At 68.0% G+C, this 26,760-nt stretch carries 21 protein-coding genes and 3 pseudogenes; 18 read left to right on the top strand and 6 right to left on the bottom strand.

Features of this window, described 5'->3' with window-relative positions:
* Window positions 1–39: 39 nt before the first annotated feature.
* Together AAFL97_RS04515 and AAFL97_RS04520 are read right to left on the bottom strand one after the other, a co-directional pair.
* On the bottom strand, window positions 40–2,436 hold the full coding sequence (locus AAFL97_RS04515; RefSeq protein WP_341643913.1) for an efflux RND transporter permease subunit: 2,397 nt from the start codon (window positions 2,434–2,436) through the stop codon (window positions 40–42).
* Window positions 2,433–3,425 carry a WD40/YVTN/BNR-like repeat-containing protein gene (locus AAFL97_RS04520; RefSeq protein WP_341643914.1) on the bottom strand — a complete coding sequence of 331 codons (993 nt, stop codon included), beginning with the start codon at window positions 3,423–3,425 and terminating at the stop codon, window positions 2,433–2,435. The genes AAFL97_RS04515 and AAFL97_RS04520 overlap by 4 nt, the downstream gene beginning before the upstream one ends.
* 444 nt (window positions 3,426–3,869) lie before the next feature.
* Here AAFL97_RS04520 and AAFL97_RS04525 point away from each other — a divergent pair, with 444 nt between their 5' ends.
* The 9 genes and pseudogenes from AAFL97_RS04525 to AAFL97_RS04565 all read left to right on the top strand — a co-directional run bounded on the left by AAFL97_RS04525 (window position 3,870) and on the right by AAFL97_RS04565 (window position 11,643).
* Window positions 3,870–5,093: an acyl-CoA dehydrogenase family protein gene (locus AAFL97_RS04525; protein ID WP_341643915.1), complete on the top strand. Its 1,224-nt coding sequence runs from the start codon at window positions 3,870–3,872 to the stop codon at window positions 5,091–5,093.
* A 10-nt stretch (window positions 5,094–5,103) separates the two neighbouring features.
* Window positions 5,104–5,361 (top strand): annotated as a pseudogene (locus tag AAFL97_RS04530) (FAD-binding oxidoreductase); the annotation flags it as partial.
* An 88-nt stretch (window positions 5,362–5,449) separates the two neighbouring features.
* Window positions 5,450–6,148, top strand: coding sequence for a flavin reductase family protein (locus AAFL97_RS04535; protein WP_341643916.1), 699 nt, complete (start codon window positions 5,450–5,452; stop codon window positions 6,146–6,148).
* 262 nt (window positions 6,149–6,410) lie between these two features.
* On the top strand, window positions 6,411–7,178 hold the full coding sequence (locus tag AAFL97_RS04540) for an SDR family NAD(P)-dependent oxidoreductase (protein ID WP_341643917.1): 768 nt from the start codon (window positions 6,411–6,413) through the stop codon (window positions 7,176–7,178).
* 86 nt (window positions 7,179–7,264) lie between these two features.
* Window positions 7,265–8,125 (top strand): annotated as a pseudogene (locus AAFL97_RS04545) (alkene reductase); the annotation flags it as partial.
* 142 nt (window positions 8,126–8,267) lie between these two features.
* Window positions 8,268–8,720, top strand: coding sequence for a MaoC/PaaZ C-terminal domain-containing protein (locus AAFL97_RS04550; protein WP_341643918.1), 453 nt, complete (start codon window positions 8,268–8,270; stop codon window positions 8,718–8,720).
* A 24-nt stretch (window positions 8,721–8,744) separates the two neighbouring features.
* Window positions 8,745–9,494 (top strand): electron transfer flavoprotein subunit beta/FixA family protein, encoded by a 750-nt coding sequence (locus AAFL97_RS04555; RefSeq protein WP_341643919.1) that lies wholly within the window; start codon window positions 8,745–8,747, stop codon window positions 9,492–9,494.
* Between the two features lie 8 nt (window positions 9,495–9,502).
* Window positions 9,503–10,447, top strand: coding sequence for an electron transfer flavoprotein subunit alpha/FixB family protein (locus AAFL97_RS04560; RefSeq protein ID WP_341647092.1), 945 nt, complete (start codon window positions 9,503–9,505; stop codon window positions 10,445–10,447).
* A gap of 47 nt (window positions 10,448–10,494) precedes the next feature.
* Window positions 10,495–11,643 carry a helix-turn-helix transcriptional regulator gene (locus AAFL97_RS04565; RefSeq protein WP_341643920.1) on the top strand — a complete coding sequence of 383 codons (1,149 nt, stop codon included), beginning with the start codon at window positions 10,495–10,497 and terminating at the stop codon, window positions 11,641–11,643.
* 83 nt (window positions 11,644–11,726) lie between these two features.
* Here the strand turns inward: AAFL97_RS04565 and AAFL97_RS04570 are convergent, their stop codons facing one another.
* Complete coding sequence (locus AAFL97_RS04570; RefSeq protein WP_341643921.1) at window positions 11,727–12,623, bottom strand: cache domain-containing protein; 897 nt, start codon at window positions 12,621–12,623, stop codon at window positions 11,727–11,729.
* 154 nt (window positions 12,624–12,777) lie between these two features.
* Between AAFL97_RS04570 and AAFL97_RS04575 the strand changes: the two genes are divergently transcribed.
* The 3 genes from AAFL97_RS04575 to AAFL97_RS04585 all read left to right on the top strand — a co-directional run bounded on the left by AAFL97_RS04575 (window position 12,778) and on the right by AAFL97_RS04585 (window position 16,224).
* Window positions 12,778–13,542, top strand: coding sequence for an SDR family oxidoreductase (locus AAFL97_RS04575; protein WP_341643922.1), 765 nt, complete (start codon window positions 12,778–12,780; stop codon window positions 13,540–13,542).
* 147 nt (window positions 13,543–13,689) lie between these two features.
* Window positions 13,690–14,544: an SDR family NAD(P)-dependent oxidoreductase gene (locus AAFL97_RS04580; RefSeq protein ID WP_341643923.1), complete on the top strand. Its 855-nt coding sequence runs from the start codon at window positions 13,690–13,692 to the stop codon at window positions 14,542–14,544.
* Between the two features lie 42 nt (window positions 14,545–14,586).
* Window positions 14,587–16,224 (top strand): electron transfer flavoprotein-ubiquinone oxidoreductase, encoded by a 1,638-nt coding sequence (locus AAFL97_RS04585; RefSeq protein WP_341647093.1) that lies wholly within the window; start codon window positions 14,587–14,589, stop codon window positions 16,222–16,224.
* Between the two features lie 90 nt (window positions 16,225–16,314).
* Here the strand turns inward: AAFL97_RS04585 and AAFL97_RS04590 are convergent, their stop codons facing one another.
* Window positions 16,315–17,727, bottom strand: coding sequence for a TonB-dependent receptor (locus AAFL97_RS04590; RefSeq protein WP_341643924.1), 1,413 nt, complete (start codon window positions 17,725–17,727; stop codon window positions 16,315–16,317).
* Window positions 17,728–18,017: 290 nt separating this feature from the next.
* Here AAFL97_RS04590 and dinB point away from each other — a divergent pair, with 290 nt between their 5' ends.
* Together dinB and AAFL97_RS04600 are read left to right on the top strand one after the other, a co-directional pair.
* Window positions 18,018–19,085 (top strand): DNA polymerase IV, encoded by a 1,068-nt coding sequence (gene dinB, locus AAFL97_RS04595; protein ID WP_341643925.1) that lies wholly within the window; start codon window positions 18,018–18,020, stop codon window positions 19,083–19,085.
* Between the two features lie 82 nt (window positions 19,086–19,167).
* Window positions 19,168–20,790: pseudogene (locus AAFL97_RS04600) on the top strand (ATP-binding cassette domain-containing protein); the annotation flags it as partial.
* 281 nt (window positions 20,791–21,071) lie between these two features.
* Here the strand turns inward: AAFL97_RS04600 and AAFL97_RS04605 are convergent.
* Window positions 21,072–21,623 carry a cob(I)yrinic acid a,c-diamide adenosyltransferase gene (locus AAFL97_RS04605; RefSeq protein ID WP_341647094.1) on the bottom strand — a complete coding sequence of 184 codons (552 nt, stop codon included), beginning with the start codon at window positions 21,621–21,623 and terminating at the stop codon, window positions 21,072–21,074.
* A 170-nt stretch (window positions 21,624–21,793) separates the two neighbouring features.
* Here AAFL97_RS04605 and AAFL97_RS04610 point away from each other — a divergent pair, with 170 nt between their 5' ends.
* Together AAFL97_RS04610 and AAFL97_RS04615 are read left to right on the top strand one after the other, a co-directional pair.
* Window positions 21,794–21,994 (top strand): hypothetical protein, encoded by a 201-nt coding sequence (locus AAFL97_RS04610; protein WP_341643926.1) that lies wholly within the window; start codon window positions 21,794–21,796, stop codon window positions 21,992–21,994.
* Window positions 21,995–22,026: 32 nt separating this feature from the next.
* On the top strand, window positions 22,027–22,863 hold the full coding sequence (locus tag AAFL97_RS04615; RefSeq protein WP_341643927.1) for an SIR2 family NAD-dependent protein deacylase: 837 nt from the start codon (window positions 22,027–22,029) through the stop codon (window positions 22,861–22,863).
* A 27-nt stretch (window positions 22,864–22,890) separates the two neighbouring features.
* Here AAFL97_RS04615 and AAFL97_RS04620 read toward each other — a convergent pair whose 3' ends face one another.
* Window positions 22,891–23,886, bottom strand: a complete 996-nt coding sequence (locus AAFL97_RS04620) for a WYL domain-containing protein (RefSeq protein WP_341643928.1) — start codon at window positions 23,884–23,886, stop codon at window positions 22,891–22,893.
* Between the two features lie 101 nt (window positions 23,887–23,987).
* Here AAFL97_RS04620 and AAFL97_RS04625 point away from each other — a divergent pair, with 101 nt between their 5' ends.
* The gene (locus tag AAFL97_RS04625) at window positions 23,988–24,428 is read left to right on the top strand and encodes a hypothetical protein (RefSeq protein ID WP_341643929.1); all 441 of its coding nucleotides are present in this window, start codon (window positions 23,988–23,990) and stop codon (window positions 24,426–24,428) included.
* A complete protein-coding gene (locus AAFL97_RS04630; RefSeq protein ID WP_341643930.1) occupies window positions 24,425–26,683 on the top strand; it encodes an AAA family ATPase in 2,259 nt (752 codons plus the stop codon). The genes AAFL97_RS04625 and AAFL97_RS04630 overlap by 4 nt, the downstream gene beginning before the upstream one ends.
* Window positions 26,684–26,760 lie beyond the last annotated feature (77 nt).

Below are 26,760 nucleotides of genomic sequence, written 5' to 3' on the forward strand. Positions count from 1 at the left end.
CGGCGATGGCCGCGCGATGCCGGCCCATCGGGCCTGGATTCAGGAGCGAAGCAACGCGTGCGTGCCGACACCGGTGGCGTGGTTCGCATCCGCGCCGCGGCCCACGCCCAGCCAGCAGGCCAGCGCCGGCAGCAGGAAGATCGCGCCGAGCACGTTCACCAGGAACATGAAGGCCAGCAGGATGCCCATGTCGGCCTGGAACTTCAGCGCCGAGAAGGCCCAGGTGCCGACGCCGATCGACATCGTCACCGCGGTGAACACCGCCGCGGTGCCGCGCTGGCGCATCGCTTCGTAGAAGGCTTCGCGCAGGCCGTAGCCGCGTTCGGCCATTTCGTGCTGCAGGCGCTCGTAGATGTAGATGCCGTAATCCACGCCGACGCCGACGCCGAGCGCGATCACCGGCAGCGTGGCGACCTTGAGGCCGATGCCCAGCAGCGCCATCAGCGCGTTGCACATGATGGTCACCAGCATCAGCGGCACGATCACGCACAGCACGGCGCGCCAGGAGCGGAAGGTCAGCCAGCACAGCAGCGAGATCGAGGCGAAGATCGAGGCCAGCATCTGCACTTCGGCCGTCTCGACAGCCTCGTTGGTGGCGATCGCCACGCCGGCGTTGCCGCCGGCCAGGCGGAAGCGGACGTTGGGCGTGTGGTCCTGGTCGATGAAGGCGCGGGCCTCGTCGACCACGTGCTTGAGCGTCGAGCCCTGGTGGTCGTTCAGGTAGACGGCGAGGTGGATGGTCTTGCAGCCGTGCGAGTTGAGGCCGTTCTCCGGGTTGGCGGCGCGGCCGCCGGTGCGCAGCGCCGCTTCGGTGCGCTGCAGCGCGGCCCAGCGCGGATTGGCTTCGTTGTTGCCGGCGGCGTACAGCTTGGCCATGCTCGCCACGGTGCTGACCGACTGCACGCCGTCGACGCCGCGCATGTGGAGGTCGAAGCGCTCGACGGCGTTCATCACCTCCCAGTTCAGGCAGGCTTCCTGGAGGTTCTCGGTTTCCGCATAGACCGACAGCACGTCCATGCCGATCGAGTAGTTGCTGATGATCGTGTCGTTGTCGAGGTTGTAGCGCGAGTCGGCGTGCAGCTCGGGCACGCCGCTGCCGATGTCGCCGGTCTGCAGCTGGCGCGAGTACCAGGTGGCGGCGGCCAGCAGCACCAGCATCACGGCGAAGGTGACCAGCGCCGGGCGCGGTTCGGACAGCGCCGAGACCTTCCACCACATCGGGTGCTTTTCCTTGTTGTCCACCGGCTGGTCGAGCGCCATGCGTTCGAGGTGCAGGTGCGACAGGATGATGGGCATGAACATCTTGTTGGTCATGATCATCAGCGCGACGCCGAGGCAGGCGGTCAGGCCCAGCTCGTGCACGATCGGGATGTCGATGACCATGATGACGAGGAAGCCCAGCGCGTTGGCGAGCAGGGCCATGATGCCGGGAATGGCGAGCTTGCGGAACGCACCTTCGGCGGCTTCCATCGCGGTTTCGCCCGCCAGCACGTCCTGCTTCCAGGCGTTGGTCATCTGTACCGCGTGCGACACGCCGATCGAGAAGATCAGGAAGGGCACCAGCACCGACATCGGGTCGATGCCGTAGTCGATCAGCGGCAGGATGCCGAGCAGCCAGATCACCGGCAGCAGCGCCACCGCGATCGCCAGCACGGTGAGCTTGAGCGAGCGCGAATACAGCCACAGCAGCAGCGAGGTGGTGACGAAGGCGACGAGGAAGAACATCACCACGGTGAACAGGCCGTTCATGACGTCGCCCATCACCTTGGCGAAGCCGACGATCTGGATGTCGATGTCGCCCTGGGCGAATTCGGCGCGGATCGCCTCGAGCTTGCGCGCGACGCCGGCGTAGTCGAGCTTTTCGCCGGTTTCCGGATTGACTTCGAGCAGGTCGGCCTGCACCAGCGCCGACTTCAGGTCGTTGGCGACCAGGCGGCCGACCACGCCCGACTTGGCGACGTTGGTGCGCACCTGGTTCAGGCCTTCCGCGGTGGCCTCGAAGCGGGCGGGGATGACGACGTCGCCGTTGAAGCCTTCCTCGGTGACTTCGATGTAGCGCACGTTGGGGGTGAAGATCGAACGCACGCTGCCGCGATTGACGCCGGGGGTGAAGAAGACTTCGTCATTGACCTTGCGCAGCACCGGCAGGAAGTCGGCGTTGTAGATGTCGCCTTCGCCTTTCCATTGCACGCTGATCAGGATGCGGTTGGCGCCCGAGAAAGTGCCCGAATGCTCCAGGAAGGCCGCCATGTACTCGTGCTTGAGCGGGATCAGCTTGTTGAAGCCGGGGTCGAGGCGGGTGTTCAGCGCCGAGTAGCCGAGGCCCAGCGTCAGCAGCATGAAGAACAGGCCCAGCGGCTTGCGCCACCGGATCAGCATGCGGGCCATGACGGCGACGAAGGCGTCCGTCCGGGAGGGGGTGTGGGCGTGGCTCATTCGGTGGCTCCGTCTTGCGTGTTCCGTGGGGCGGGAGAGGGCGAGCGAACCTGCAGGCCGCCGTCGCTCGACAGCAGCCAGCGGCCGTCGCCGGCAAGGGCGATGTCGGTCAGGCTGGCGCGGCCTTCGCGGTTGGCGATGTCGAAATGCCGGCCGCCGTCCTTGCTCGACAGCACCATGCCGCCCTGGCCGACGAGCAGCAGTTCGCCGCCGGGCAGCAGGGCATGGCCGTAGATCGAGACCGGCGCGGGAATCCTCGCCGCCTGCCAGGAATCGCCGCCGTCGGCGCTGGTGAAGACGTTGCCGCGCATGCCGTATGCCACCCAGCGTTCGCCGCCGAGGTGGGCCGCGCCATACAGCGAGCCGTTGTAGAAGGGCGGAACGATTGCCCAGTTGCTGCCGCCGTTGTCCGAGCGCAACACGGTGCCGGCCTCGCCGACGATCAGCCAGTGGCGGCCGTCGGCCGACGAGGCGATGTCGTTCAGGTGCCAGTCGCTCAGGTCCGGCAGCGCGTCCGGCGACCAGCTGCGGCCGTCGTCGGTCGAGCGCAGCACCTGGCCGAAGGCGCCGATGGCCAGCCAGTCGCCCGAAGGCAGTTGACGCGCCGACATCAGTGGCTCGCCGTTCCGTTCGCTGAAGTTGGCTTCCTGCCAGTGCAGGCCGCCGTCCTCGCTGCGCAGGATCCAGCCTTCGTGGCCGAGCGCCAGGCCGCGCTTGCCGTCGGCGAAGACGACACGGGTGATGAGCGCCTGGCGGTCCTGCGACAGCGCCGCCTTGGTCCAGGTCTGCCCGTCGTCGGCCGACACCAGGATCGAGCCCAGTTCGCCGGCGACGACGATGCCGGCGTCGGTGCGCTCGATGGTGGTGAGCTGCATGTTGTCGATCGGGATGCGCGTTTCCGCGAGCGGAGGCACGGGCCTGGGCGAGAACGCATAGATGCTGGCGGCGGTGACGATCAGTGCCATCGACATGCCTACGGGGGCGAGCATGGGGGTCTCCTCACTTTGTATCCGGATGCCGTCCGGAGACGGTGGCGGGGTGGGTGAATTATTGATCCGACAGCTCAGGAGGCATCGTCCAAAAGGGTTACTGAGGGGTTACTGAGGGAGTAATGAAGGGTTGTCGAGGGGCCGGCGAGGGTTCGACGAAGCCGAAGGGCCCGCTCGTCGACCACGCTCCGTCCGCGCCAACCGGCCTCGGTCCGGCGCCGAAAAGACGTGGATCGGGCTTTTCGTTTCCGTCGCGCAGCCGGCGCGAATGGCTGCTTGTGCATTGTATTGAAAGGAAAAACCGGCTTTCCGCCGGCCATCCGCGTTAGTCCGTTCAGACGATGAGGGCGCTGCGGGCGTGTGAAACATTTCGCTCACTGCGGCGGCGTCTGCCGCAAAACACTTTGCGACACGCCCGCGTCGGCGATCATGGAGGACAGGTAGATGGGCTCGATTGACAAGGATCTGATTCCCGGCGTTCTGGCCGAGGACTACATGACGCCCGAGGCGGTGGAACTGCTGGCGCGGGCACGGGCGATGGTGCCCAGGCTCGCCGAGCGCGCCTTCGACGCCGAGCAGGCCGGCAGGGTGTCGCCCGAGACGGTGGCGGAGATCAGCGACGCGGGCCTGTTCCGCGTGCTGCAGCCCAAGCGCTTCGGCGGCTACGAGCTCGATCCGCGGGTGTTCTACCGCATCCAGATGACGCTGGCCGAAGGCTGCATGTCCACCGCCTGGATCTACGGCGTGATCGGCGTGCACAACTGGCAGCTGCCGCTGTTCCCCGAGCAGGCCCAGCAGGACGTGTGGGGCAAGGACACTTCGGTGCGCATCGCCTCGACCTACATGCCGACCGGCAAGGCCGAGCCGGTCGAGGGCGGCTACCGCTTCTCCGGGCGCTGGGGCTTTTCCAGCGGCTCCGAGCATTGCGACTGGATCTTCCTCGGCGGCCTGCTGCCGAAGAAGGACGGTTCCGGCGCGCTGGAGCACGTGACCTTCCTGCTGCCCAAGGCCGACTTCCGCATCGAGCACAACTGGGACGTGCTCGGCCTGCGCGCCACCGGCAGCCACGACATCGTCGTCGATGGCGCCTTCGTGCCCGAGCACCGCACCCAGCGCACCAACGATCACAGCGACGCCGGCTGCCCGGGGCGCCAGACCAATCCGGGCTGGGTGTATCGCATCCCCTTCACCCAGGTGTTCCAGCGTGCGGTGTCCTCGGCCTGCATCGGCGCGCTCGATGGCGCGATCGCCCATTTCCGCGAGCGCGCCGCGGCCCACGTCGGCAAGCATGGCGCCAAGACGGCGGAAGACGTCAACGCCCAGCAGGCGGTGTCCGAGGCGATGATGGCCACCGACCAGCTCAAGCTGGTGCTGCTGCGCAACTACGCCCGCATCGTCGAATGTGCCAAGACCGGCGAGGCGATGCCGGTCGAAGAGCGCCTGCTGCAGCGCGCCCAGGCGTCGCAGGTGCCCAAGCTGTGCGCCGCCATGGTCGCCGAGCTGATGCGCGCCTGCGCGGCATCGGGCACCTACCGGACGAATCCGATCGAGCGCGTGTTCCGCGACATCCACCAGTCCCGCGCCCACATCGCCAACAACGCGGACGCCTATTCGCGCGCCCACGGTGCGGTGATGCTCGGCCTGCCGAACGCCGATCCCTACATCTGAGCATCGCGCCATGACAGCCCCGCGCCATCACCGCCTCACGGTCCGGGCGGTCGTCGACGAGACGCACGACGCCAAGTCGCTCGTCTTCGACGTGCCGCCGGAACTGGCCGATGTCTTCAAATACCGGCCGGGCCAGTTCCTGACCCTGCGCCTGCCGGTGCTCGGGCGGCATCTGCCGCGCTGCTACTCGATGTCGAGCGCGCCGACGCTGGATGCCAGCCTGCGGGTGACGGTCAAGCGGGTGCAGGGCGGGCGGGGTTCGAACTGGCTGTGCGACCAGATCCGCCCCGGCGACGCGCTGGACGTGATGGCGCCCGCCGGGGTGTTCCACACCGGCTTCGCTGCAGGACGACTTCGTGCTGTGCGCCGGCGGCAGCGGCATCACGCCGGTGTTCTCGATCCTGCGTTCGGCGCTGGCCCACGGCCAGGGCCGCATCCTGCTGCTGTACGCCAACCGCGACGAGCGTTCGGTGATCTTCCGCGACGAGCTCAACGCGCTCGCCGCGCAGCATTCCGCCCGCCTGCGGGTGATCCACTGGCTCGACTCGGTGCAGGGCGTGCCTTCGGTCGCCCAGCTTGCCGAACTGGCGCGCGACTGGCGCCACGCCCAGGCCTTCATCTGCGGCCCAGGCCTGTTCATGGATGCGATGGTGTCGGCGCTGGCGCAGGCCGGCATGGATGGCGAGCAGGTGCACGTCGAACGTTTCGCCTCCCTGCCCGACGAGGAGGATGTGGCCGCGATCAATGCTGCCGCACCTGCGCCGGCGGCGGGCGTCGAGCGCGCCACGGTGGAGATCGAACTCGACGGCGAGCTGCATGTGCTGGAGGTCGCCGGCACCGAAACCCTGCTCGATGCCGCGCTGAAAGCCGGCATCAACGCGCCGTATTCCTGCCAGGCCGGCATGTGCGCATCCTGCATGTGCCAGATCGTCGAAGGCGACGTGCATCTGCGCCACAACGAAGTGCTCGACGCCAAGGACCTGGCCAAGCGCTGGACGCTGAGCTGCCAGGCGCTGCCGCTCAGCGAACGCGTCAAGGTGCGCTTCCCGGGCTGAGCGCGCCGGCAGGACGGCGATTCCGGGCCGGCAAGGCGGCGGGTGCGATGCGCCCGCCGCTTTTGCTTTTTCCGCCTGGCTTCGGCCGGCGGCAGGCTCGTCCATTGCCGTTAGTCCCATCGGACGATGGCGCGGCCGGGGCCTTTCCCTACTCTCGGGGCAAAGGGCCGATTCGATGCCGGGGAGCCCCGGCGGAGTCGGGATCATCATCGGCAGCAGAGGCCGCGCCGGGTGCGCGGCGGCCGCGACGAGGAGACGGAACATGGCAGGTCGTTTACAGGGCAAGGTGGCGTTCGTGACGGGCGGCGGCAGCGGCATCGGTGCCGCGACCGCGCATCGCTTCGCGCAGGAAGGCGCGACGGTGGTGGTGTGCGGCCGCCGCCGCGAGCCGCTGGACGAAACCGTGGCGCGCATCGCCGCGGCCGGCGGCAAGGCCGAGGCGGTGGTGGCCGACGTCAGCGACGAAGCCGCCTTCACCGCCGCGCTGGAAGCCGCGGCGGCACGCCACGGCGGCCTCGACGTGCTGGTCAACAACGCGATGGCCTACACCTGGGGCGGCATCGAGGACATGAGCACCGCCGACTGGCACGCCAACTTCGCCACCTCGGTCGACGGCACCTTCTGGGGCACGCGCGCCGCGCTGCGGCTGATGAAGGGCAAGGGCGGGGCGGTGGTCAATCTGTCGTCGATCTGCGGCCAGCTCGGCACGCCGTGGATGGCCGGTTACTCGGCGGCCAAGGCGGCGGTCGACAACTTCTCGCGCGCGGCGGCGGCCGAAGGCGCGCCGCACGGCATCCGCGTCAATGTGGTGATCCCCGCCGTGGTCGAGACGCCCGCCACCGCCGGCATGCTGGCCGACGAGGCCTCGCGCCGCAACACCGAGAAGCTGATCCCGATGGGGCGCGTCGGCCAGCCGGACGAACTGGCCAATGCCATCCTCTTCCTCGCCAGCGACGAAGCCTCCTACATCACCGGCGCCAGCCTGCCGGTCGACGGCGGCCGTTCGTCGGTGCTGGTGACCGCGCTGTGAGTACCGGCATGGCCGCCTTCCCGCATCTTTTCAGCCCGCTGCGGCTGGGCGAGCTCGAGCTGGCCAACCGCATCGTGATGGCGCCGATGACGCGCAACCGCGCCGACGCCCGGGGCGTGCCCGGCGAGCTGATGGTGGCGTACTACGCCCAGCGCGCCGCCGCCGGCCTGATCGTCGCCGAAGGCGCCTGGCCGAGTGCCGCCGGGCAGGCCTATTGCCGCCAGCCGGGCATCGCCACGCCGGCGCAGATCGACGGCTGGCGCAAGGTCACCGAGGCCGTGCATGCGCGCGGCGGACGCATCGTGCTGCAGATCATGCACGCGGGTAGGATCGGCAGCCGCCACGTCAAGGGCGAGGGCGTCGAGACGGTGGCGCCGTCGGCGATCCGCGCCGCCGGCGAAGTCTTCACCGACAACGCCGGCATGCAATCTTACGACATGCCGCGCGAACTGGCCACGGACGAAGTCCGCGCGGTGGTGGCCGAACACCGTCAGGCCGCGCTGAATGCGCGCAGGGCCGGCTTCGACGGTGTCGAACTGCATTGCACCAGCGGCTACCTGCCGATGCAGTTCATGTGTTCCGGCACCAACCAGCGTGGCGACGAATACGGCGGCAGCATCGACAACCGGGTGCGTTTCGCGCTGGAGTGCCTGCAGGCGATGGCCGATGCGATCGGGCCGGGCCGGGTAGGCCTGCGCTTCAACCCGGGCAACACCTACAACGACACCGCCGATGCCGACCCGGCGGCGACCCACGCGGCGCTGGCGAGCCAGGCAGGACGGCTGGGCCTGGCCTACGCGCATGTGATGCGCGCGCCGGTGCCGGACATCGATGCCTTCGGCCTCGCGCGCGAAGGTTTCGGTACCGCGCTGATCCTCAACGACGGCTTCGACGGCGCCACGGCCGAGGCCGCAGTGGCGGACGGCAGCGCCGCCGCGGTGTCCTTTGCGCGGCACTTCATCGGCAACCCGGATCTGGTCCGGCGCCTGCGCGACGGCCTGCCGCTGGCGCATTTCGACCGCAGGACGCTAGTAGGCCGCCGGGCGCCGAAGGCTATACCGATTACCCGGCGGCCGAGGAGGCAGAAGCATGATCTATTGGGAAGACATGGTGCTGGACGAAGCGCGCGAATCGCCCGAACGCTACGTGCTGAGCGCCGAGAACATCAAGGCTTTCGCCACCGAGTGGGACCCGTTCCCGCCGCACATCGACGAAGCCGCGGCGGCGAAATCGCCGATCGGGCAGTTGTTCGCCGCCGGCGTGCATCTGCTGTCGATCACGATCCGGCTGAGCCACGGCATCCCCAGCGGCGAGACCGCGTCGATCGCCGGCCGCGGCTGGGACAGGCTGCGCTTCCATCGTCCCGGCGTGGCCGGCGACGAGTTGCGGGCGCGGGTGACCCACGTCGAGCGCGGCCCGGGATCGAAGCCGGACCGCGGCGTGGTGACCTCGCGCTTCGAGCTGTTGAACCAGCGCGACGAGATGGTCGTCAGTTTCGACGCCCAAGTCGTGATGCTGCGCCGCGAGCCGCTCGCGGCCTGACAAAAACCAAGCAAGGAGAACATCTTGAAGATTCTTGTCCCGGTGAAGCGGGTCGTCGACTACAACGTGAAGGTGCGGGTCAAGTCCGACAACAGCGGGGTCGAGCTGGCCGGCGTGAAGATGTCGATCAACCCCTTCGACGAGATCGCCGTCGAGGAAGCCGTGCGCCTGCGCGAAGCGGGCACGGCGGCCGAGGTGGTGGTGGTGAGCTGCGGCACCGCCGCGGCGCAGGAAACCCTGCGCGGCGCGCTGGCGATGGGGGCGGACCGCGCCATCCTCGTCGAAACCGATGCCGAGCTGCAGCCGCTGGCGGTGGCCAGGCTGCTGAAGGCGGTGGCCGAGCGGGAGCAGCCGACGCTGGTGATCTGCGGCAAGCAGGCGATCGACGACGACGCCAACCAGACCGGGCAGATGCTGGCCGGCCTGCTGGGCTGGGCGCAGGCGACCTTCGCCTCGAAGCTGGTGCCGGATGGCGGCAAGGCGCGCGTCACGCGCGAGATCGACGGCGGCCTGGAAACGATCGAGCTCAGCCTGCCGGCGGTCGTCACCGCCGACCTGCGCCTGAACGAGCCGCGCTATGCGACGCTGCCCAACATCATGAAGGCGAAGAAGAAGCCGCTCGACGTGCTGCCGGCGGCCGGACTGGGCGTGGATGTCGCGCCGCGCCTGCGCCAAGTGCGCCATGCCGAGCCGGCGGCGCGCAAGGGCGGGGTCAAGGTGGCCGACGTGGCCGAACTGGTGAACAAGCTTCGCAACGAAGCGAAGGCGATCTGAGGCGGATGATGAAGACACTGGTCATTGCGGAACACGACAACAGGCAACTGGCGGCGGCAACGCTCAATGCCGTCACCGCGGCAGCGCGTTTCGGCGGCGAGATCGACCTGCTGGTGGCCGGCGCGGACTGCGACGGCGTCGTCGCGCAGGCATGCGCGGTGGCCGGCGTGGCCCGCGTATTGAAGGTGGATGCGGCCCACTATGCCGATGCGCTGGCGGAAAATCTGGCTGTCCTGATTCAGCGCGTGGCGGGCGAAAACGGCTACCGCGCCGTGCTTGCCGGGGCGTCCGCTTTCGGCAAGAATCTCGCCCCTCGCGTGGCGGCCCTGCTCGACGCGGCGGCCGTTTCGGACGTGGTGGCGATCGCCGCGGCGGGACGCTACGAACGGCCGATCTACGCCGGCAACGTGCTGGTGGCGGTTGAATCGGACCAGGCGCTCGACGTGCTGACGGTGCGCACGACCGCCTTCGATGCCGCCGGCGGCGGAGGCGGTGCGGTCGTGGAAGAGATCGCCGCCGGTCCCGAGCTGGGACTGTCGCGCGTCCTCGGCCGCGAGCTGAGCAAATCCGAGCGGCCGGAACTCGGTGCGGCGGCGGTCGTCGTATCCGGGGGCCGCGGACTGGGCAGCGGCGAGAACTACCACCGCATCCTCGATCCGCTGGCGGACGTGCTCGGTGCCGCGCTGGGGGCGTCGCGCGCGGCGGTCGATGCCGGCTTCGTGCCCAACGACTACCAGGTCGGCCAGACCGGCAAGATCGTCGCCCCGGGCCTGTACGTCGCGGTGGGCATCTCGGGTGCGATCCAGCACCTGGCAGGGATGAAGGACTCCAGGGTGATCGTGGCGATCAACAAGGATCCGGATGCGCCGATCTTCCAGGTGGCCGACTACGGCCTGGTTGCCGATCTGTTCGAGGCCGTGCCCGCGCTGGCGTCGAGCCTGACGGTGGACTGAGACGGCAAGCCTTCCGGCTGCCGGTGTGAAACTGAAGGGGAAGGGCTTTGAGCGACATTGAACTGGGACTGCCGGAATACGACGCGATCGTCTCGGCGCTTTACGATGCGTCGCTCGACAGCCGGCGCTGGGGCGAGGCACTGGAGCAGTTCCGCGTGCTGTTCCAGGCCAACTACTCGACCCTGATCCTGCGCAGCCCGGAAGAGGGCAACCTCGGGATGATGATCGCCGTGGGCGTGGAAGGGGGCGACAAGGTGACCTACCTGCCCTACGGCCATTCGATGACGCCTTTCGCCAACCAGCCCGCCGACAAGGTCTTCCTGGTGCAGGACCTGATGACCGAGGCCGAATGGCGGCGGACGGCCTACTACCAGCACTGGTGCGAGCCGGTCGACGTGTTCCACGTCATGGGCGCCGATATCTCGACGCCGGATTCGGGCAAGCTGCGCTTCCGCCTCACGCGCGCCGAGTCGGCGCCGCGCTTCAGCGACCTGGACCGCTCGCGCTGCGAGGCGCTGCTGCCGCACCTGCGGCGGGCGCTGCACATCCACAACCTGCTCGACCGCAGCGAATCGCTCGGCTCGCTCTATTCGCAGGCCATCGGGCGCCTGTCGGTGGGCACCATCGTGCTCGACGACAGCGGCCGGGTGCTGGAGCAGAACCTGATCGCGCGCGAGCTGCTGGAAGCCAGCGACGGCCTGAAGCTGGTCGGCGGCAGGCTCGAAGCCTCCTACCCGAGCGACAACCGCGAACTCCAGTCGCTGATCCGCAACGCCTTCGTGCGTCAGCGCCCCGGCGGCGGCGATGCGCTGATGGCGGCGTCGGCGATGTCGGTGTCGCGGCCTTCGGGGCAGGTCAGCCTGGGCGTCGTGGTCGAGCCGGTGCCGTCCCAGGAATGGGCCGAAGGCAAGGGCCAGCCGTCGGTGCTGGTCTATATCCGCGACGCCACCGGCAAGTCGCTGGCGAGCACGGCGGCGGCGAAGCAGCTCTTCAACCTGACGCCGGCCGAAACCGCGCTGGCGATGGAGCTGGCCAACGGCCTGTCGCTGGAAGAAGCGGCCGAGGCGCTGAACATCCGCCGCAACACCGCGCGCGCGCATCTGCGTTCGATCTTCTCCAAGACCGGCGTGCGGCGCCAGACCGAGCTGGTCCGCATCATGCTCAACAGCGTCGCCGCGCTCAGCCGCAAGCAGTAGCGGGGTGCGAGGCAACGAAAAAGCCACCGCGTGCCGGTGGCTTTTTTGCGCCGTCTCGGCGGCGCCCGCTGTCTCGGCAGTGCCTACTCGCGGTCCTGCTGCGCCGGTTCGGCGTAGGTGCCGACGCCGAGCAGATACCGGCCGACGCGCACGATGTAGCTGCGCTTGCCTTCGTTCTTGAGCGTCAGCGGGTTGCGGAAGGTGTAGCGGATTTCGCCTTCGCCCTTGTTGCGGACGATGTCGATCATGTCCTTGACGAAGCGGCGGCCGGTCACCGGATCGACCAGTTCGGTGGCCTTGCGCCCGATCAGCCGCGGCTGGCCGCCGTGGGCATGCATGATCTCGTCGTCGAGGCCGATCACGAAGACGTAGAGGTCGTCCTGGACGAAGCCGCCGTTCAGGCTGTTGAAGCGGGCGAAGGCGTCCTCGCCGCTGAGCTTGAGGGTATGCACCGCGCGCCAGGCCAGCGATTTCGCCAGTTCGAAGCTGGGGTGCGGCGCGTAGTAGCCGATCACCAGGACGTGGTCGCCGACGCGGCGCCAGGAAGCGATCTTGGTTTCATTGACGCCGCGGACGGGATTGCTCCAGCGGTACTCGATCTGGCCGGCGGGCCGGGCCTTGGCGCCGTCGATCATGTCGCGGAAGAAGAGGCGGCCGTCCGAGTCGGCGACGCCGGCCACGTTGCGGCCGATCAGCGTGGTCGAGCTGCCGCCGCTGGCGAGGAAGTTGCCCTGGATGTCGAGCACATAGACGTACAGCTCGCCATCGACGAACTCGCCCGCGCGGCTGAAGCCGGCCATGGCCTGGTCGCCGTGCGCGCGCAGATGGGCTTCGGCCTGGTCGAGCAGGGCCTGCGCCCTGGCCGCGTCGCTGCTGGCCGCCCTGGCGGCCGGGGCGGTGGTGTCCGCGGCGTGCAGCGGGCCCGCCAGCAGGGCGCAGCCCAGGCTCACGGCGGCGGCGAGGGTCTTGAACGGTGTCATGGGACGAATCCTCGGTATGGACTTGGCGTCCTGCGATTGTAGGTTCAAGGCATCGGCGCGGTCTTAGTCCGCCTGGACGATGCCGGCGCGGACGGGCGGCACCGATACTGCTCCCGTCTTTTGCGCCCCTCGCGGGCATTTTCGGGAGTGATTCGTGACCATTACCGTCGTCACCGGCTCGGCCTCTGGCATTGGCGCAGCCGTCAGCAAGCAGCTCGAGCGCGCGGGGCACCGCGTCATCGGCATCGACCGCCAGAACGCCGACATCGTCGCCGACCTGTCGACCGCAGCGGGGCGCAAGGCCGCGGTCGACGCCGCGCTGGCGGCCTGCGGCGGCGTGCTCGACGGCCTCGTGTGCTGCGCCGGGCTGGGGCCGACCGCGCCGTCCAGCGGCGTGATCGTGGGTGTGAACTACTTCGGCATGACCGAACTGGTCGAAGGCCTGGAAGGCGCACTGTCGCGCGGCAGCAAGCCGGCGATCCTGCTGATCGGCTCGGTGGCCTCCGTCCATGGCGTCGACAAGCTGCCGATGGTGGCGGCCATGCTGGCCGGCGACGAGGCGGGCGCCATCGCCCAGGCCGACGGGATGGCCGTGCCGCAGGCGGCTTATTCCGGCTCCAAGTACGCGGTCACGGTGTTCGCCCGCAAGAAGGCGGTCGAGCTGGGGCCGAAAGGCATCCGCATCAACGTGGTCGCGCCGGGCGCGGTCGAGACGCCGCTGTTCGCCGCCTCGCTGGCCGATGCGCGCTATGGCGAGGCGACGCGCAAGTTCGTGGCGCCGGTGGGACGCCCCGGCAGACCGGACGAAATCGCCGGCGTCGTCGAGTTCCTGCAGTCGGAACGGGCCAGCTTCGTGCATGGCACCGTCGTCTTCGTCGATGGCGGCATGGATGCGATGACGCGCAGCGACCGCTTCTGATCGCCGCGTTGCAGCCGTTGTTTCCAGCCGAACCGGCCCTCGTGGCCGGTTCGGCGTTTACGCTGCCGTGACCGCATGGTCCGAACCGACGATGACGGGCTGTGCCCGGCCGCTAGACTGGCGCGGATGGTTCGATGGAGTGAGGCGATGAACAAGGTGGCTTTCATTACCGGCGCCAGCCGCGGCATCGGCCGCGAGACGGCCCTGGCTTTCGCCCGTGCCGGCTTCGACGTGGCGATCAGCGCACGCACGCTGGAAGAGGGCGAGATGCATGCCCATGCGCTGACCCACGCCGACGGCCGCCCGCTTGCCGGCAGCCTTGCCGCCACGGCCGCAGCGGTGCGCGCACTGGGGTGCGAGGCGTTTGTGGTGCGCATGGACCTGCTCGACGAGGATTCGGTACGCGGCGCGGCCAGTGCGGTGCTGGCGCGTTTCGGCCGCATCGACGTGCTGGTCAATAACGCGATCTACCAGGGCGCGGATCTCAACGCGCCCTTCATGGCGCTGGACGTCGATGGCTTGCAGCGCGTGTTCCAGGGTTACGTCGTGGCACCGGTGGTGCTGACGCAATGCCTGCTGCCGGCGATGCTGGCGCAGGGCGGCGGCACGATCATCAACGTCACCTCAGGGGCCGGCGAGAGCGATCCGCCGGTGGCCGCCGGCAAGGGCGGCTGGGGGTATGCCTACGGCGCCGGCAAGGCGGCGGTGTCGCGCCTGTCGGGGGTGCTGGCGGCTGAATTCGGCGAACAGAGCATCCGCGCCTACACGCTGAATCCGGGCGTGGTGGCGACCGAGGCGCTGCATGCGACCATCGGCGACAAGGGCGTCGTCGCCCTGCGCAGCGGCGTGGCGCCGCCCGAGGTGCCGGCCGCCGTGCTGTGCTGGCTGGCCACCGCGCCGGAGGCGGCCGGCTTCCAGCGCCGCAGCATCCAGGCCCAGCCCTTTGCCCTCGAGCACGGCATCGTGCCCGACTGGCGCGAACCGGCTGCCGGGCTCGCCTGAGCCGGCTGCCGTCTTGACAGAGGAGTATCGTTTTTCATGAGCATCGAACGCGAATCGATGGAATTCGACGTACTGATCGTGGGCGGCGGCCCGGCGGGGCTGTCGTCGGCGATCCGGCTCAAGCAGCTGGCGTCGGCGCAGGGCCGGGAGCTGTCGGTGTGCCTGATCGAGAAGGCGGCCGAGCTCGGCGCCCACATCCTGTCGGGCGCGGTGATGGACCCGCGCGCACTCACCGAACTGATTCCGGACTGGAAGGAACGGGGCGCCCCGCTCAGGACGGCCGTCACCGAGGACAAGGTCCTGTTCCTTTCCGAGACCGGTGCCCGGCAGACGCCCAACGGGCTGCTGCCGGACTGTTTCGTCAACCACGGCAACTACATCGTGCGCCTGGGCAACGTGGTCAAGTGGCTGGGCGAGCAGGCCGAGGCGCTGGGGGTGGAAGTCTATCCGGGCTTCGCCGCTGCCGAGATCCTGTACGACGAGGCCGGTGCGGTGAAGGGCGTCGCCACCGGCGACATGGGCCTGAACCGCGACGGCACACCGGGCCCGCACCATCAGCCGGGCATGGAACTGCACGCCAGATACACCTTGTTCGCCGAAGGCTGTCGCGGCCACCTGGGCAAGCAGCTCGAAGCGAAGTACGACTTGCGCGACGGCGCCGACCCGCAGACCTACGGCATCGGCATCAAGGAGCTGTGGGAAGTCAAACCCGAGCACCACCGCCCCGGCCTGGTCGTGCACACCGCCGGCTGGCCGATGGACAGCGCCACCTATGGCGGCGGCTTCGTCTACCACCTCGAGGACAACCTGGTCGCGGTCGGCTACGTCGTCGGCCTGAACTACAGCAACCCGCACCTGTCGCCCTTCGAGGAGATGCAGCGCTACAAGACCCACCCGGAGATCCGCAAATATCTCGAAGGCGGCAAGCGGCTGCAGTACGGCGCCCGCGCCATCGCCGCGGGCGGGCTGCAGAGCCTGCCGCGGCTGATCTTCCCGGGCGGTGCGCTGATCGGCGACGACGCCGGCTTCCTGAACGCGGCGCGCATCAAGGGCAGCCATGCGGCGATCAAGTCGGGCATGCTCGCGGCCGAAGCGGCCTTCGAAGCGCTGGCACAGGAACGCCAGCGCGATGCGCTGACCGCCTACCCGGCGGCCTTCCAGGACTCCTGGCTGCACGCCGAGCTGCACAAGACGCGCAACTTCAAGCCCTACATGAAGAAGGGCCTGTACCTGGGCTCGCTACTGTTCGGCATCGACCAGGTGCTGTTCAAGGGCAAGGTGCCGTGGACGCTGCACAACACGGCGGACCACACCGCGCTCAAGCCGGCGGCCGAGTGCGTGAAGATCGACTACCCGAAGCCGGACGGCGTGCTGAGCTTCGATCGGCTCTCCTCGGTGTTCCTGTCGAACACCAACCACGAGGAAGAGCAGCCCTGCCACCTGCGGCTGAAGGACGCCACGGTGCCGATCGCGATCAACCTGGCCCGTTACGACGCGCCCGAGCAGCGCTACTGCCCGGCCGGGGTGTATGAGATCGTGCAGGAGGAAGCCGGGCCGCGGCTGCAGATCAACGCGCAGAACTGTGTGCACTGCAAGACCTGCGACATCAAGGATCCGACGCAGAACATCGAGTGGGTCGTGCCCCAGGGCGGTGAGGGGCCGATCTACCAGGGGATGTGACGGCGGAGCCCCATAGCCGGCTGCGCGCTTCCGATTCGAGCATTGCAGCCCCCGGCTGGCCGTCTGCGCCTCTCGTCGATGGAGCCTGGCCTATGCGGTGTCGTAACCCAGCAGACGCCCGTCGATGATGCGTTGCGCCACCGGTTCGGGCACGTCCTGCTCCCAGGCGCCGCGGCCGCGGCGCAGGCCCGTCAGCACTTCGGTGGCGTCGATGTGCAGATGGCTGTCGTCGAGCGGCTGCACGGCGAGCAGCTTGTCGTTGTCCATCAGGTGGGCGAGCAGGTGGCGGAGCTTGGCCGGCACCTGCACGTTGTCCAGCGTCACCAGTTCCGCGCCGCCGCCCCTGGGGCGCGAGGGATACACATAGACGTGGGTGTTGTCCGGGAACAGTTTGCCGAAGGCTTCGAGGATGCCGCCCTCGAGGCCTTCGTAATATTTTTCGTCGAACAGGGAATCGAAGTCGCGCACCGACAGCACGATGCCGATCGGCTTCTGCGTGTAGCGCCGCAGGTAGGCGCGCAGGCGGAAGAAACGCACGTAGTCGGAAATCATTACCGTGTAGCCCTGCGAGGCGAGCAGCTCGATGCGGGCGAGGAAGTCGGTGCCGTCGATCCTGTCGCCGCTGATCAGCGAATTCATCGTGATCTCGGCCAGCGACACGATCTCGTCCTCGTTCACCGCGGCGAGCTGGCTGAACTGCTTGAGGCCGGCGGTCGTCATGTCCACATTGACGCAGGTCACCGGCTTGAAGCTGCCGCGGATCACCATCACCGGCTTGCGATGGAACAGTTCGCCCGGCACCACCATCTCGCCCGCCGGGTTGAATACCACCGCCCGCGTCAGCCAGCTGCGGATCAGGTGCAGATTCATCAGCCGGTTGTCGACTTCCTCGAAATAGGGGCCGGAGAAATGGATCAGATCGACCTCGATGCGCTCCGAGCCCAGTGAGTCGGCCAGGCCCTCGACCACCCATTCGGGATGGTGGTGCTGGAAGAAGGCGCCGTGGATCAGGTTGACGCCGAGGATGCCGAGCGCCTCGGCCTGCTGCGCATTGTCATTGTCGAGCATGCGCACGTGCAGGATCACGTCGCTGGGCGCCGCGCCCGGGTGCAGTTGCAGGCGGATGCCGACCCAGCCGTGGCATTCGTTCTTCTGCTTGAAGCTGCGCGCGGTGACGGTGGCGGCATAGGCGAAGAACGTGGTGTTCTTCGGCCGCAGATGGGCGAGCCGCGCCACTACCTGGTCGAACTCCTTTTCCAGCATCTGCAGCAGCCGGGCACGGCTGACGTAGCGGTCCACATGGCCGTAAATGTCGTCGCTCACCGCCATGTCGTAGGCCGACATGGTCTTGGCGATGGTGCCTGCTGCCGCGCCGGCCTGGAAAAACCGGCGTGCGACTTCCTGTCCGGCGCCGATCTCGACGATGGAGCCGTATTTGTACTTGTCGAGGTTGAGCTGCAGGGCCTTCTGATCGGTGGAGAGGGCGGTGTCGCGCGTATGCATGGACGAGGATCCGACGTGAGTGGGCGAGGCATGCTGGATGATCGGGGGCGGCCCGGTCAGGCGGCCGTCCCGCCCGTGCGGCATCCGGAACGTGCCTGTCATTGTCTCGCATCGCGCACCCGGGCGCCAGAACCGGGCAGGTCCGGCGGGCAGCGACTCGCCAGCACATCTTGCCCGCCGCCGAAGCCGTCTGCTGGAAGGGCTGTCCGATTGCGTTGAATGGGTGAAGGCGGAAGTGCCCGATACTTGCGGGCAGATTCCATTTTCCCGAGCTGCGGGTTTCGGCCGAGATGCGCAAGATCATCCACTGCGATTGCGACTGCTTCTACGCCTCGGTCGAGATGCGCGACGACCCGGCGCTGCGCGGCCGGCCGCTCGCGGTCGGCGGGCGGCCGGAAACGCGCGGCGTGATCGCCACCTGCAACTACGAGGCGCGCGCCTTCGGCGTGCATTCGGCGATGCCGACCGCGCGGGCGCTGCAACTATGTCCGCAGCTCCTGCTGCTGCCGCCCGATTTCGAGCGCTACCGTGCGGCGTCGAAGCAGATCCTCGCCATCTACCGCGACTACACGCCGCTGGTCGAACCGCTGTCGCTGGACGAAGCCTATCTCGACGTCAGCGGCGTCGATCGCTGCAAGGGCTCGGCGACATTGATGGCCGAGGAGATCCGCGCCCGCATCCGCGCCGAAGTCGGCATCACCGCGTCGGCCGGCATCGCGCCCAGCAAGTTCGTCGCCAAGGTGGCGAGCGACTGGAACAAGCCGGACGGGCAGTTCGTGGTGCGGCCCGACGAGGTCGATGCCTTCGTCGCCGCGCTGCCGGTGAAGAAGATCTTCGGCGTCGGCAAGGTCACGGCGGCGCGGCTGCAGGCGCTGGGCGTGAACATCTGCGGCGACCTGCGCGCCTGGAGCCTGGCCGAGCTGGCGCAGGAATTCGGCAGCTTCGGTGCCAGCCTGTACCGCCTGTGCCGGGGCATCGACGAACGGCCGGTGTGCCCCGACCGTATCCGCAAGTCCTTGTCGATCGAGACCACCTACGTCACCGACCTGCCCGATCTCGAGGCCTGCCGGACCGAACTGAAGGTGCTGATCGGCGAGTTCCGCGAGCGCTTCGACCGCGCGCGCGAGACGCGGCCGGTGCATAAGGCGGTGGTCAAGATCCGATTCGACGATTTTTCCCGCACCACCGCCGAATGCGTCTGCGAGGCGCCGGACGAGCAGGTGTGGCTGGCGCTGCTCGACGAGGCGCATGCGCGCAAGGCGCGGCCGGTGCGGCTGCTGGGGGTCGGCGTGCGTTTCGCCGAGGATGAGGGCGCGGCTGCCGGCGCCGGGCAGATCGCGCTGGATTTCGCCGGCTGAGCCTTGTTTGCTCACTATCTTTCCGCCCCCTGATCCGGCAGTCTGCCGACCTTTCTCGATCTTCCCTGCAGGACACATCCCGATGGCCGAACGTGCCGATGCCGCAGCCCATGCCGACGAAGATCCTCCCGCCGCACAGCCCGTGCGCGAGCAGCCTGCCAGCCTGGCAACGCTCTACCGCACGCTGTGGCAGCATGCCGCCGGCGCGCGCCACCTGATCCTGCTCGCCTTCGCACTGCTGCTGGCTTCGCAGCTTTTCAAGCTTGGCGTGCCCTGGCTGGCGGGCAATGCCATCGACGCCATCCAGTCCGGCGGCGTCGAAGGGCTGCCGGGCGCAGCGCGCTGGCTCGCGCTGGTGTTCGCGGCCATCGTCGCCAGTTGGCTGCTGCACGGGCCGGGCCGCATCCTGGAGCGCAACGTCGCGCTCAAGGTGCGCGAGCGCATGTCGGCACTGCTCGTCAAGCGCCTGGTGGGCGCGCCGCTGGCCTGGCACGAAGGCCACCATTCGGGCGAAACCACCCACCGCGTGCAGCAGAGCACGCGCGCGCTGTACGACTTCGCCCAGAGCCAGTTCATCTACCTGCAGAACACGGTGAAGCTGGTCGGGCCGATCGTCGCGCTGTGGCTGATCTCGCCGCTGGTCGGCGTCGTCGCGATGCTGGGCTACGGTCTGATCGGCCTGCTGATCACCCGCTTCGACCGCGTCATGATGCGCATCGCGCTGGACGAGAACCGTGCCGAGCGCGCCTATTCGGCCACGCTGGTGGACGTGCTGGGCAACGTGTTCTCGGTGCTGGCACTGCGCCGGGGCGAAGGCGTGGCGCGCCTGATCGCGACGCGCCTGGCGGCGGTGTTCGGCCCGCTGCGGCGCGGCATCGTGCTCAACGAGCTGAAGTGGTGCTCGGTCGATCTGCTGGCGAATGCGTTGTGGTGCGTGCTGGTCGTCGTGTATGCGGCCGAGGCGGCCGGGCTGATCGACTTCGGCGGCGGCGCGGCAGTGCTGGCCGGTGCAGCCGGCGGCATTGCGCTGGGCAAGGTCTTCATGGTGTACGAATACGCGCAGCAGGCCGGCGGCGTGATCACCGCGATCGCGGCGCATTTCCAGTCGCTGGCACGCCAGCGCGCCGACTACGCTACCGCGCAGCCGGTGCTGGAAGCAGGGCAGGCTTCGCCGGCCGTGCCCTTGCTGGATGCCGAGACAGGGGGTTGGCACGAGCTTGAGCTGCGGGACGTGCGCTTCGCCCATGCCGCAGCCCGCGGCGGCGCGTCACTGCAGGTCGAACGGCTCGAACTGACGCGCGGCAGGCGCTATGCGTTGGTCGGGCCGAGCGGCGGCGGCAAGAGCACCTTGCTGCGCCTGCTGGCCGGGCTGGACGAGGCGCCGGACTGCAGTCTGCGGATCGATGGCCGGGAAGTGCCCGCCGCGGCGGACACGCTGCGCCACATGGCGACGCTGATTCCGCAGCAGGCCGAGATGTTCGACGGCACGCTGGCCGAGAACCTGCTGCTCGGCGGCGAGGCGCCGGCCGAGCGGATCGCCGCCGCGCTGCATGCGAGCTGCGCCGACGCCATCGTCGATGGACTGGCGGGAGGGCTGGAGTCGCGCGTCAGCGAAGGCGGCGCGAACTGGTCGGGCGGCCAGCGCCAACGCCTGGCGCTGGCGCGCGGCGTGCTGGCGGCCGAAGGCAGTTCGCTGGTGCTGCTCGACGAACCGAGCAGCAGCCTCGACCCCGAAACCGAAGGCCGGGTCTACGGCCGCCTGTTCGAACACTTCGCCGACGCGGCCATCGTGTCCTCGGTGCATCGGCTGCACCTGCTCGACCGCTTCGACGGCGTCATCCTGATGCGCGGCGGGCGGATCGAGGCGACGGGCAGTGCCTGGGAACTGGCGCAGTCGTCGGCACTGTTCCGCGAACTGCTCGCCGCGCAGGGGGCGGAGGCCTCAGCCGCAGGCGCGCTGAAACTCCGGGGCAGGGGCGGGCGCCGTCAGGCGTTCTTGCGCTTCTGCCACAGCACGTCGCCGCGCCCGCCGGCGCGGTTCAGCACGCGGCCGAGCACGAACAACAGGTCGGACAGGCGGTTGAGGTACTGGCGCGGGCCGTCGTTGATCGTTTCCTCCAGCGCCACCGCCACCAGCGCGCGTTCGGCGCGGCGGCACACGGTGCGCGCATGGTGGGCCAGCGCCGCCGCGCGGGTGCCGCCCGGCAGGATGAAGTCCTTCAGCGGTTCGAGTGGCTCGTTGAAGCGGTCCAGCTCGTTTTCGAGGTGGGTCACCTGCCTGTCGGTGATCATGCTCATGCCCGGGATGCACACTTCGCCGCCGAGGTCGAACAAGTCGTGCTGCACGTCGGTCAGCAGTGCGCGCACGTCTTCCGGCAGTTCCTCGCACAGCAGCAGGCCGACGACCGAGTTGGTCTCGTCGATCTCGCCCAGCGCGTGGATGCGCAGGCTGTCCTTGGAAACGCGCCTGCCGTCGCCCAGGCCGGTGGTGCCGGCGTCGCCGGTGCGGGTGTAGATCTTGGAAAGGCGGTTGCCCATGTCTTCCTCTTGCATCCATGGCTGTGTGACAAGTATCGGACTATAGCGCAGGGCAAGAGGGGGCGATGCGACGCGATGTGACGCACAGTTCGGTTTCAATGGCTGCTCCGACAAATGTGCCAGTCGTGCCGTCGCTGGCCGACGCCGGATTTCCGGATGAGGAGCCTCCCATGGAACGTAGAGACTTGCTGAAAGCCTTGACGGTGCTTTCCATCAGCCCGGTAGCCATTGCTGTTTCTCCGTTGCGAGATGATCCTCGCACGGGAATGCCGGCGCTCATCGCCCTCGGCTGTCAGGGCGTGGCCACCGTCCAGCCACGCATGGATCGTTTGCCTACCGGTATGAGCAGCAGCAATCGAATCATCGATTGAGCTGCGGAGGGTATGGGCATCGAGGAGGTGCAATGGAAATCGATCAGAAAATCCGGACGGCCGCGCGCTGGGTTCAAGAGGCCCCCGTGTTGCTGATAACCGCAGGTGCGGGCATGGGTGTGGATTCCGGCCTGCCGGATTTCCGGGGCAACGACGGCTTGTGGAATGCCTATCCGCCATTGGCGAAAGCCGGTTGGAGTTTCAGTGAAGCAGCGTCGCCTGCAGCGTTCTGGTCTAGGCCCGAGCTTGCTTGGGGTTTCTATGCTCATCGTCTCGCCATGTACCGCTGCGTCCAGCCGCATGCGGGTTTCGACATTCTGCTGCGATGGGCACGACAGGCACCTGAAGGTTACCGGGTGTTCACCTCGAATGTGGACGGCCATTTCCAGAAAGCGGGTTTCGACCCTTCCCGCATCGTGGAGTGCCACGGCTCCATCCATGAATTCCAGTGCCTGGCGCCGTGCTGCGAGGAAATCTGGAGCGCGGATGTGTTCAAGCCGGAATTCGTGGATGAAGCAGAGCTTCAGTTGAAGTCCTTGCCACATTGTCCCCGCTGCGGAGAATTGGCGCGGCCCCGCGTACTGATGTTCAACGATGCAGATTGGATTGCAGATCCTGATGAGGCGCAATTCGGCGATTTCACTGCGTGGGCCTATGCGCACCGTCGTCGCTTGTTGGTGATCGAACTGGGGGCTGGGAAGGCGATACCTACTGTTCGCATCTATGGCGAAAGATATGCGCATCGGTTGATACGCATCAACATGCGGGAGGCTGGTGTGCGTTCGGGGGGCAACAATCTGGGGATTTCGGGAGCAGCGCTGGAGTTATTGCAGAAGGTTGATGAGGCGATGTGTGGTCGATTTCCTTGATTGCCTTATCTGGCTGATTTCCAGTGTTCAGGCATAAATCTCCGCCATCTTCGCCACTTGCACCCTGATCACATGCCGGTATTCCGCCGGCTCCAGCACCTCGACCTTGTCCCCGCACCCCAGCAGCCAACGCAGCAATTGCCCGGTGCCTGGTACCGTCGCACGTACCTGGGCATCGAAATCACTGTCCTCGGGTTCATCCTCCATGATCTGCTCGGCTTCCAGAGGGCATTCACGCAGCAGATCGGCCACATAGCCACGTACCCGCAGGCGCAGTTCCAGCCGTTCGCCGCTGCCGAAATCCGCTTCACCGGAAGCAATGGCGGTCTGCAGATCGAAATCGGGGGCTGTGCGCGCATGCCCTTCACCGACCTCGGAGCGGGTGATGCGGTGCAGCGCGTACATCCGTACCGGCTCGTCCTCATCGTCCTTCAGCGCGAACAGATACAGGCGCGGGCCGCGCTGCAGCAGAGCCTGCGGGTGCAGGGTCGGCTGTGTATGCTGGTCCTGTCTGTTACGGTAGCCGATTTTTAGCGTGCGCATGTTTGCCAGCGCTTCCAGAGCGTCGGCCAGCACGCCATCGCGGATCGCGGCCGGCAGCAGGCGCTGGTTGTCGCCGAGGATACGCAGTCTGTCTTCGCCCAGCCCAAGTCCGCCCTCAGGATCGCAGAGTTGCGGCCACAAGGTTTCCAGCAATTGCGGTGACAAGGCGTTGTCGACCAGCTCGCGCATCGTCCGGCGTGCATATTCTTGCGTGTAGGGGTCGATCTCGTAGCGCGTGCGGCGATAGCGCAAGGGCTTGCCGCCGGGGTTGACCGCCTCGATGCGGCCGTCGCCCAGCAGTTCCTCCAGGTCGCGCTGGATTGCGCGGTGGCGGGCGGTGTCGTTGGCGTGGCCGGCATAGAGACCGGCCAGCCGTGCGAGCAGGGTGGCGGGGGTGGGGCAATCCTCCTTGCGGTTTTGGGAAGGGATCAGGCGCAGCAGCGCTTCCAGCCGTTCGATGCGGTTCTTGTACGCGGCCATGCGTTTCTCCATTGCGATGTGTGCAGCATACTCGCCGTTGTGCGACATGTCGTGACGCACAGGCCTGTTTCAATGCGGCCATCGCCACTTGGAGCACGACGATGACCGACCGCAAGAAAACCTATCCGACCACGTCCAGCGACATCCTGCGACGCATCGGCTTTACCAGCGACGATATGCCGGATCTGCTGCTGGACGACGATCCGCCCGTCTCGCCGAACACGGATCTGGCTCAGACCCTGCGCATGCGCCTGGCCTGCCTGCAGGAGCGCCACGCCTTCGCCCCCGGCGATCTCGTCACCTGGAAACCTGGCATGGCCAACCGTACCGCGCCCGGCCCCGGCCGTCCCGCGCTGGTGATCGAGGTGCTGGCGGAGCCGGTATTCGATCCCACGCAGGAGGCGGGCAGGCCGTATTTCCGTGAGCCGCTGGACATCGTGCTGGGGCTGCTGATCGAGGAGGGCGAGCATCGCGGCGATTTCATCACTCTGTACCTGGACAGCCGCCGCTTGAAACCTTGGCAAGGGGAGGTGCGCGCATGAGTACCCGGGTGATCCATCGTTCCTGCCGTCATGCAGCCTCGGACGAGGCCTTCTGGCTTGCCGATTTCTCCGCCGTGCCGGCCGAAGCGCGCCGTGCCGCGCGTTACGCCCTGCACATGATGGCCCAATGCCCCGCGCTGCGTGCGTCGTTGGACGATGACGACTTTCTTGGCGCCATGTGGCTGCTGGCCATGCCGCTGGTGGAACCCCAGGCGCTGGTGCGGCGGCAAAAGCTGTGGTGGGCGGATACGGACGTGCCCGACGACGGTGAGCTGCAGGCATGGGAAGAGTTTTCCCGCCGATGGAAGCGCTATGGTCTGTGCCAAAGACCGCTGCCCAAGGGGGAGGCGGGCAAGCGCATGCGAGCGGACTTGCGCGAATGCTTCCTCGCACTGCCCGATGAGCTGTTGGCGCGGTTGACGGCAGCGGATGACGCCGCGCCGGAGAACCCGGCCGTCGATTTGCTGGCGCGCGCCGTGCTCCTCGACGATGTGGAAGTCGCAGTGCTCGATTTCACCGCCATGAGACAACACAACCGGGTCTTCCGCACCATGCTGCGGATGGTCGATGTGCGCCAGCCCGCCGACAAGTACGCCTGCCTGTCGGCCGCACTCGGCATTCCGGTGCGCGAACTCAAGCCGCGCCTGCGTCGTGCGGCCGATCTGCGTGCCTTCGATCTGCTGCGGGTGGCCAGCGAAGCTGACCTGGAAGATTTTCTGTGCGGCGGCGATCTGCTCGACGACATCCTGGATGCGGAGCCGGCCACGGCGGAAGAATTGCTCGCCTGCATCGTCGAAACGCCGCCGGCCGCCCAATGCCGGCCCGACGATTTCCCTCATCTGGAAAAGGACGCGCTGCGCCTGCGCACGGCCCTGAGCGGTGCTCTGCTGCGCGGCGAGCGCGGCGTCAACGCCCTGCTGTACGGCGCGCCCGGCACCGGCAAGACCCAGTTCGCGCTTGCGATCGCTGCTGCCGCGGGGCTGAAGCCGGTCATGGTCAAGACCGCCGACGAAGATGGCGACGGCCTCGCCCGCGACGGTCGCCTGGGTGCCTATCGGCTTGCCCAGCGCCTGCTGCATGGCCGGCGCGATTGCGTCATTGTCTTCGACGAAGTGGAAGACGTATTCCGCAGCGCGGGGAGCGCCTTCCTCGCGCTGCTCAACGACGAAGCGGGTGCCGGCAACGCAAAGGGCTGGATGAACCGCTGCCTGGAAGAAAACCCGCTGCCGGCAATCTGGATCACCAACGACGCCACCGGCATGGACAGCGCCTTCCTGCGCCGCTTTTTGCTGCCGGTGCATTTCATTACGCCGCCGCGCCCGGTGCGCCGACGCATCGCCGAGCATCATCTCGGCGGGCGCGCACTACCTGCCGCGCTGCTCGACGAACTGGCCGTCGACGCTGCGCTGCTGCCTGCCCATTTCGATACCGCGCGGCGGCTCCTGGACCTGCAGCCCGAGGCGGACCCGGCCGCGGTGGTGCGCGAAGGGCTGGGCGCGGTCCGCCGGCTGCTGCATGGCAGCGCGTTGCCGCGCAGGCGAGAATCCACGCTGCCGTTCGATGCCGCCTACCTCAACCTCGCCGGCGGTATCGCTCCGGCGCGCATTGCCGGCGCGCTGATGCGAAGCGGGCGCGCCAGCCTGTGCTTCTACGGCCCGCCTGGCAGCGGCAAGACCGAATTCGCCCACGTCCTGGCCGACGCTCTCGGCCGCGAACTGGTCGCGCGCAGCACCGCCGACCTGCTGTCGCCCTATGTCGGTCAGACCGAACAGAACATCGCCCGGCTGTTCGGCGAGATCGACCCCGAGCACACGGTGCTGTTCCTCGACGAAGTGGACAGCCTGCTGCGCGACCGCCGCCTGGCCCGCCACGGCTGGGAGACCACGCAGGTGAATGAACTGCTGCAGCAGATGGAATGCTTTCCCGGCATCTTCATCGCCGCCACCAACCTCGCCGCCCAACTCGACGCCGCCGCGCTGCGCCGCTTCGACTTCAAGCTGCACTTCCGCCCGCTCGCCCCGGCGCAGCGCCATGCGCTGTTCGCGCGCGAGACGCTGGGCGACGAAGGGCGGGCCGGCGAATTGCCACCCGCCATCCTGCGCGCCCTGGATGGATTGGAAGGGCTGACGCCAGGCGATTTCGCCAACGTGGTCCGCCAGCGGGAATTGCTGGGGGTGGAATGGTCGGTGGAGGATTTCGTGCGCAGGCTGGCGATGGAGGGGAGGTGGAAAAGGACGCAGGAGCGCTCGTCGTGACAGTACCTACCGGGAAAACATAGGTAGCATGTCGTTGGCCTATGACGCCGATCAGGTGTGATGGAAAGCAAGCAAAC

Origin of the sequence: Thauera sp. SDU_THAU2, from assembly GCF_038260575.1 — a bacterium.
Classification (GTDB): domain Bacteria; phylum Pseudomonadota; class Gammaproteobacteria; order Burkholderiales; family Rhodocyclaceae; genus Thauera.

Coding starts and splice junctions, on each gene's coding strand:
- AAFL97_RS04515 (WP_341643913.1), bottom strand. CDS start 2,436: ATGAGCCACGCCCACACCCCCTCCCGGACGGACGCCTTCGTCGCCGTC.
- AAFL97_RS04520 (WP_341643914.1), bottom strand. CDS start 3,425: ATGCTCGCCCCCGTAGGCATGTCGATGGCACTGATCGTCACCGCCGCC.
- AAFL97_RS04525 (WP_341643915.1), top strand. CDS start 3,870: ATGGGCTCGATTGACAAGGATCTGATTCCCGGCGTTCTGGCCGAGGAC.
- AAFL97_RS04540 (WP_341643917.1), top strand. CDS start 6,411: ATGGCAGGTCGTTTACAGGGCAAGGTGGCGTTCGTGACGGGCGGCGGC.
- AAFL97_RS04550 (WP_341643918.1), top strand. CDS start 8,268: ATGATCTATTGGGAAGACATGGTGCTGGACGAAGCGCGCGAATCGCCC.
- AAFL97_RS04560 (WP_341647092.1), top strand. CDS start 9,503: ATGAAGACACTGGTCATTGCGGAACACGACAACAGGCAACTGGCGGCG.
- AAFL97_RS04570 (WP_341643921.1), bottom strand. CDS start 12,623: ATGACACCGTTCAAGACCCTCGCCGCCGCCGTGAGCCTGGGCTGCGCC.
- AAFL97_RS04580 (WP_341643923.1), top strand. CDS start 13,690: ATGAACAAGGTGGCTTTCATTACCGGCGCCAGCCGCGGCATCGGCCGC.
- AAFL97_RS04590 (WP_341643924.1), bottom strand. CDS start 17,727: ATGCATACGCGCGACACCGCCCTCTCCACCGATCAGAAGGCCCTGCAG.
- dinB (WP_341643925.1), top strand. CDS start 18,018: ATGCGCAAGATCATCCACTGCGATTGCGACTGCTTCTACGCCTCGGTC.
- AAFL97_RS04605 (WP_341647094.1), bottom strand. CDS start 21,623: ATGGGCAACCGCCTTTCCAAGATCTACACCCGCACCGGCGACGCCGGC.
- AAFL97_RS04610 (WP_341643926.1), top strand. CDS start 21,794: ATGGAACGTAGAGACTTGCTGAAAGCCTTGACGGTGCTTTCCATCAGC.
- AAFL97_RS04615 (WP_341643927.1), top strand. CDS start 22,027: ATGGAAATCGATCAGAAAATCCGGACGGCCGCGCGCTGGGTTCAAGAG.
- AAFL97_RS04620 (WP_341643928.1), bottom strand. CDS start 23,886: ATGGCCGCGTACAAGAACCGCATCGAACGGCTGGAAGCGCTGCTGCGC.
- AAFL97_RS04625 (WP_341643929.1), top strand. CDS start 23,988: ATGACCGACCGCAAGAAAACCTATCCGACCACGTCCAGCGACATCCTG.
- AAFL97_RS04630 (WP_341643930.1), top strand. CDS start 24,425: ATGAGTACCCGGGTGATCCATCGTTCCTGCCGTCATGCAGCCTCGGAC.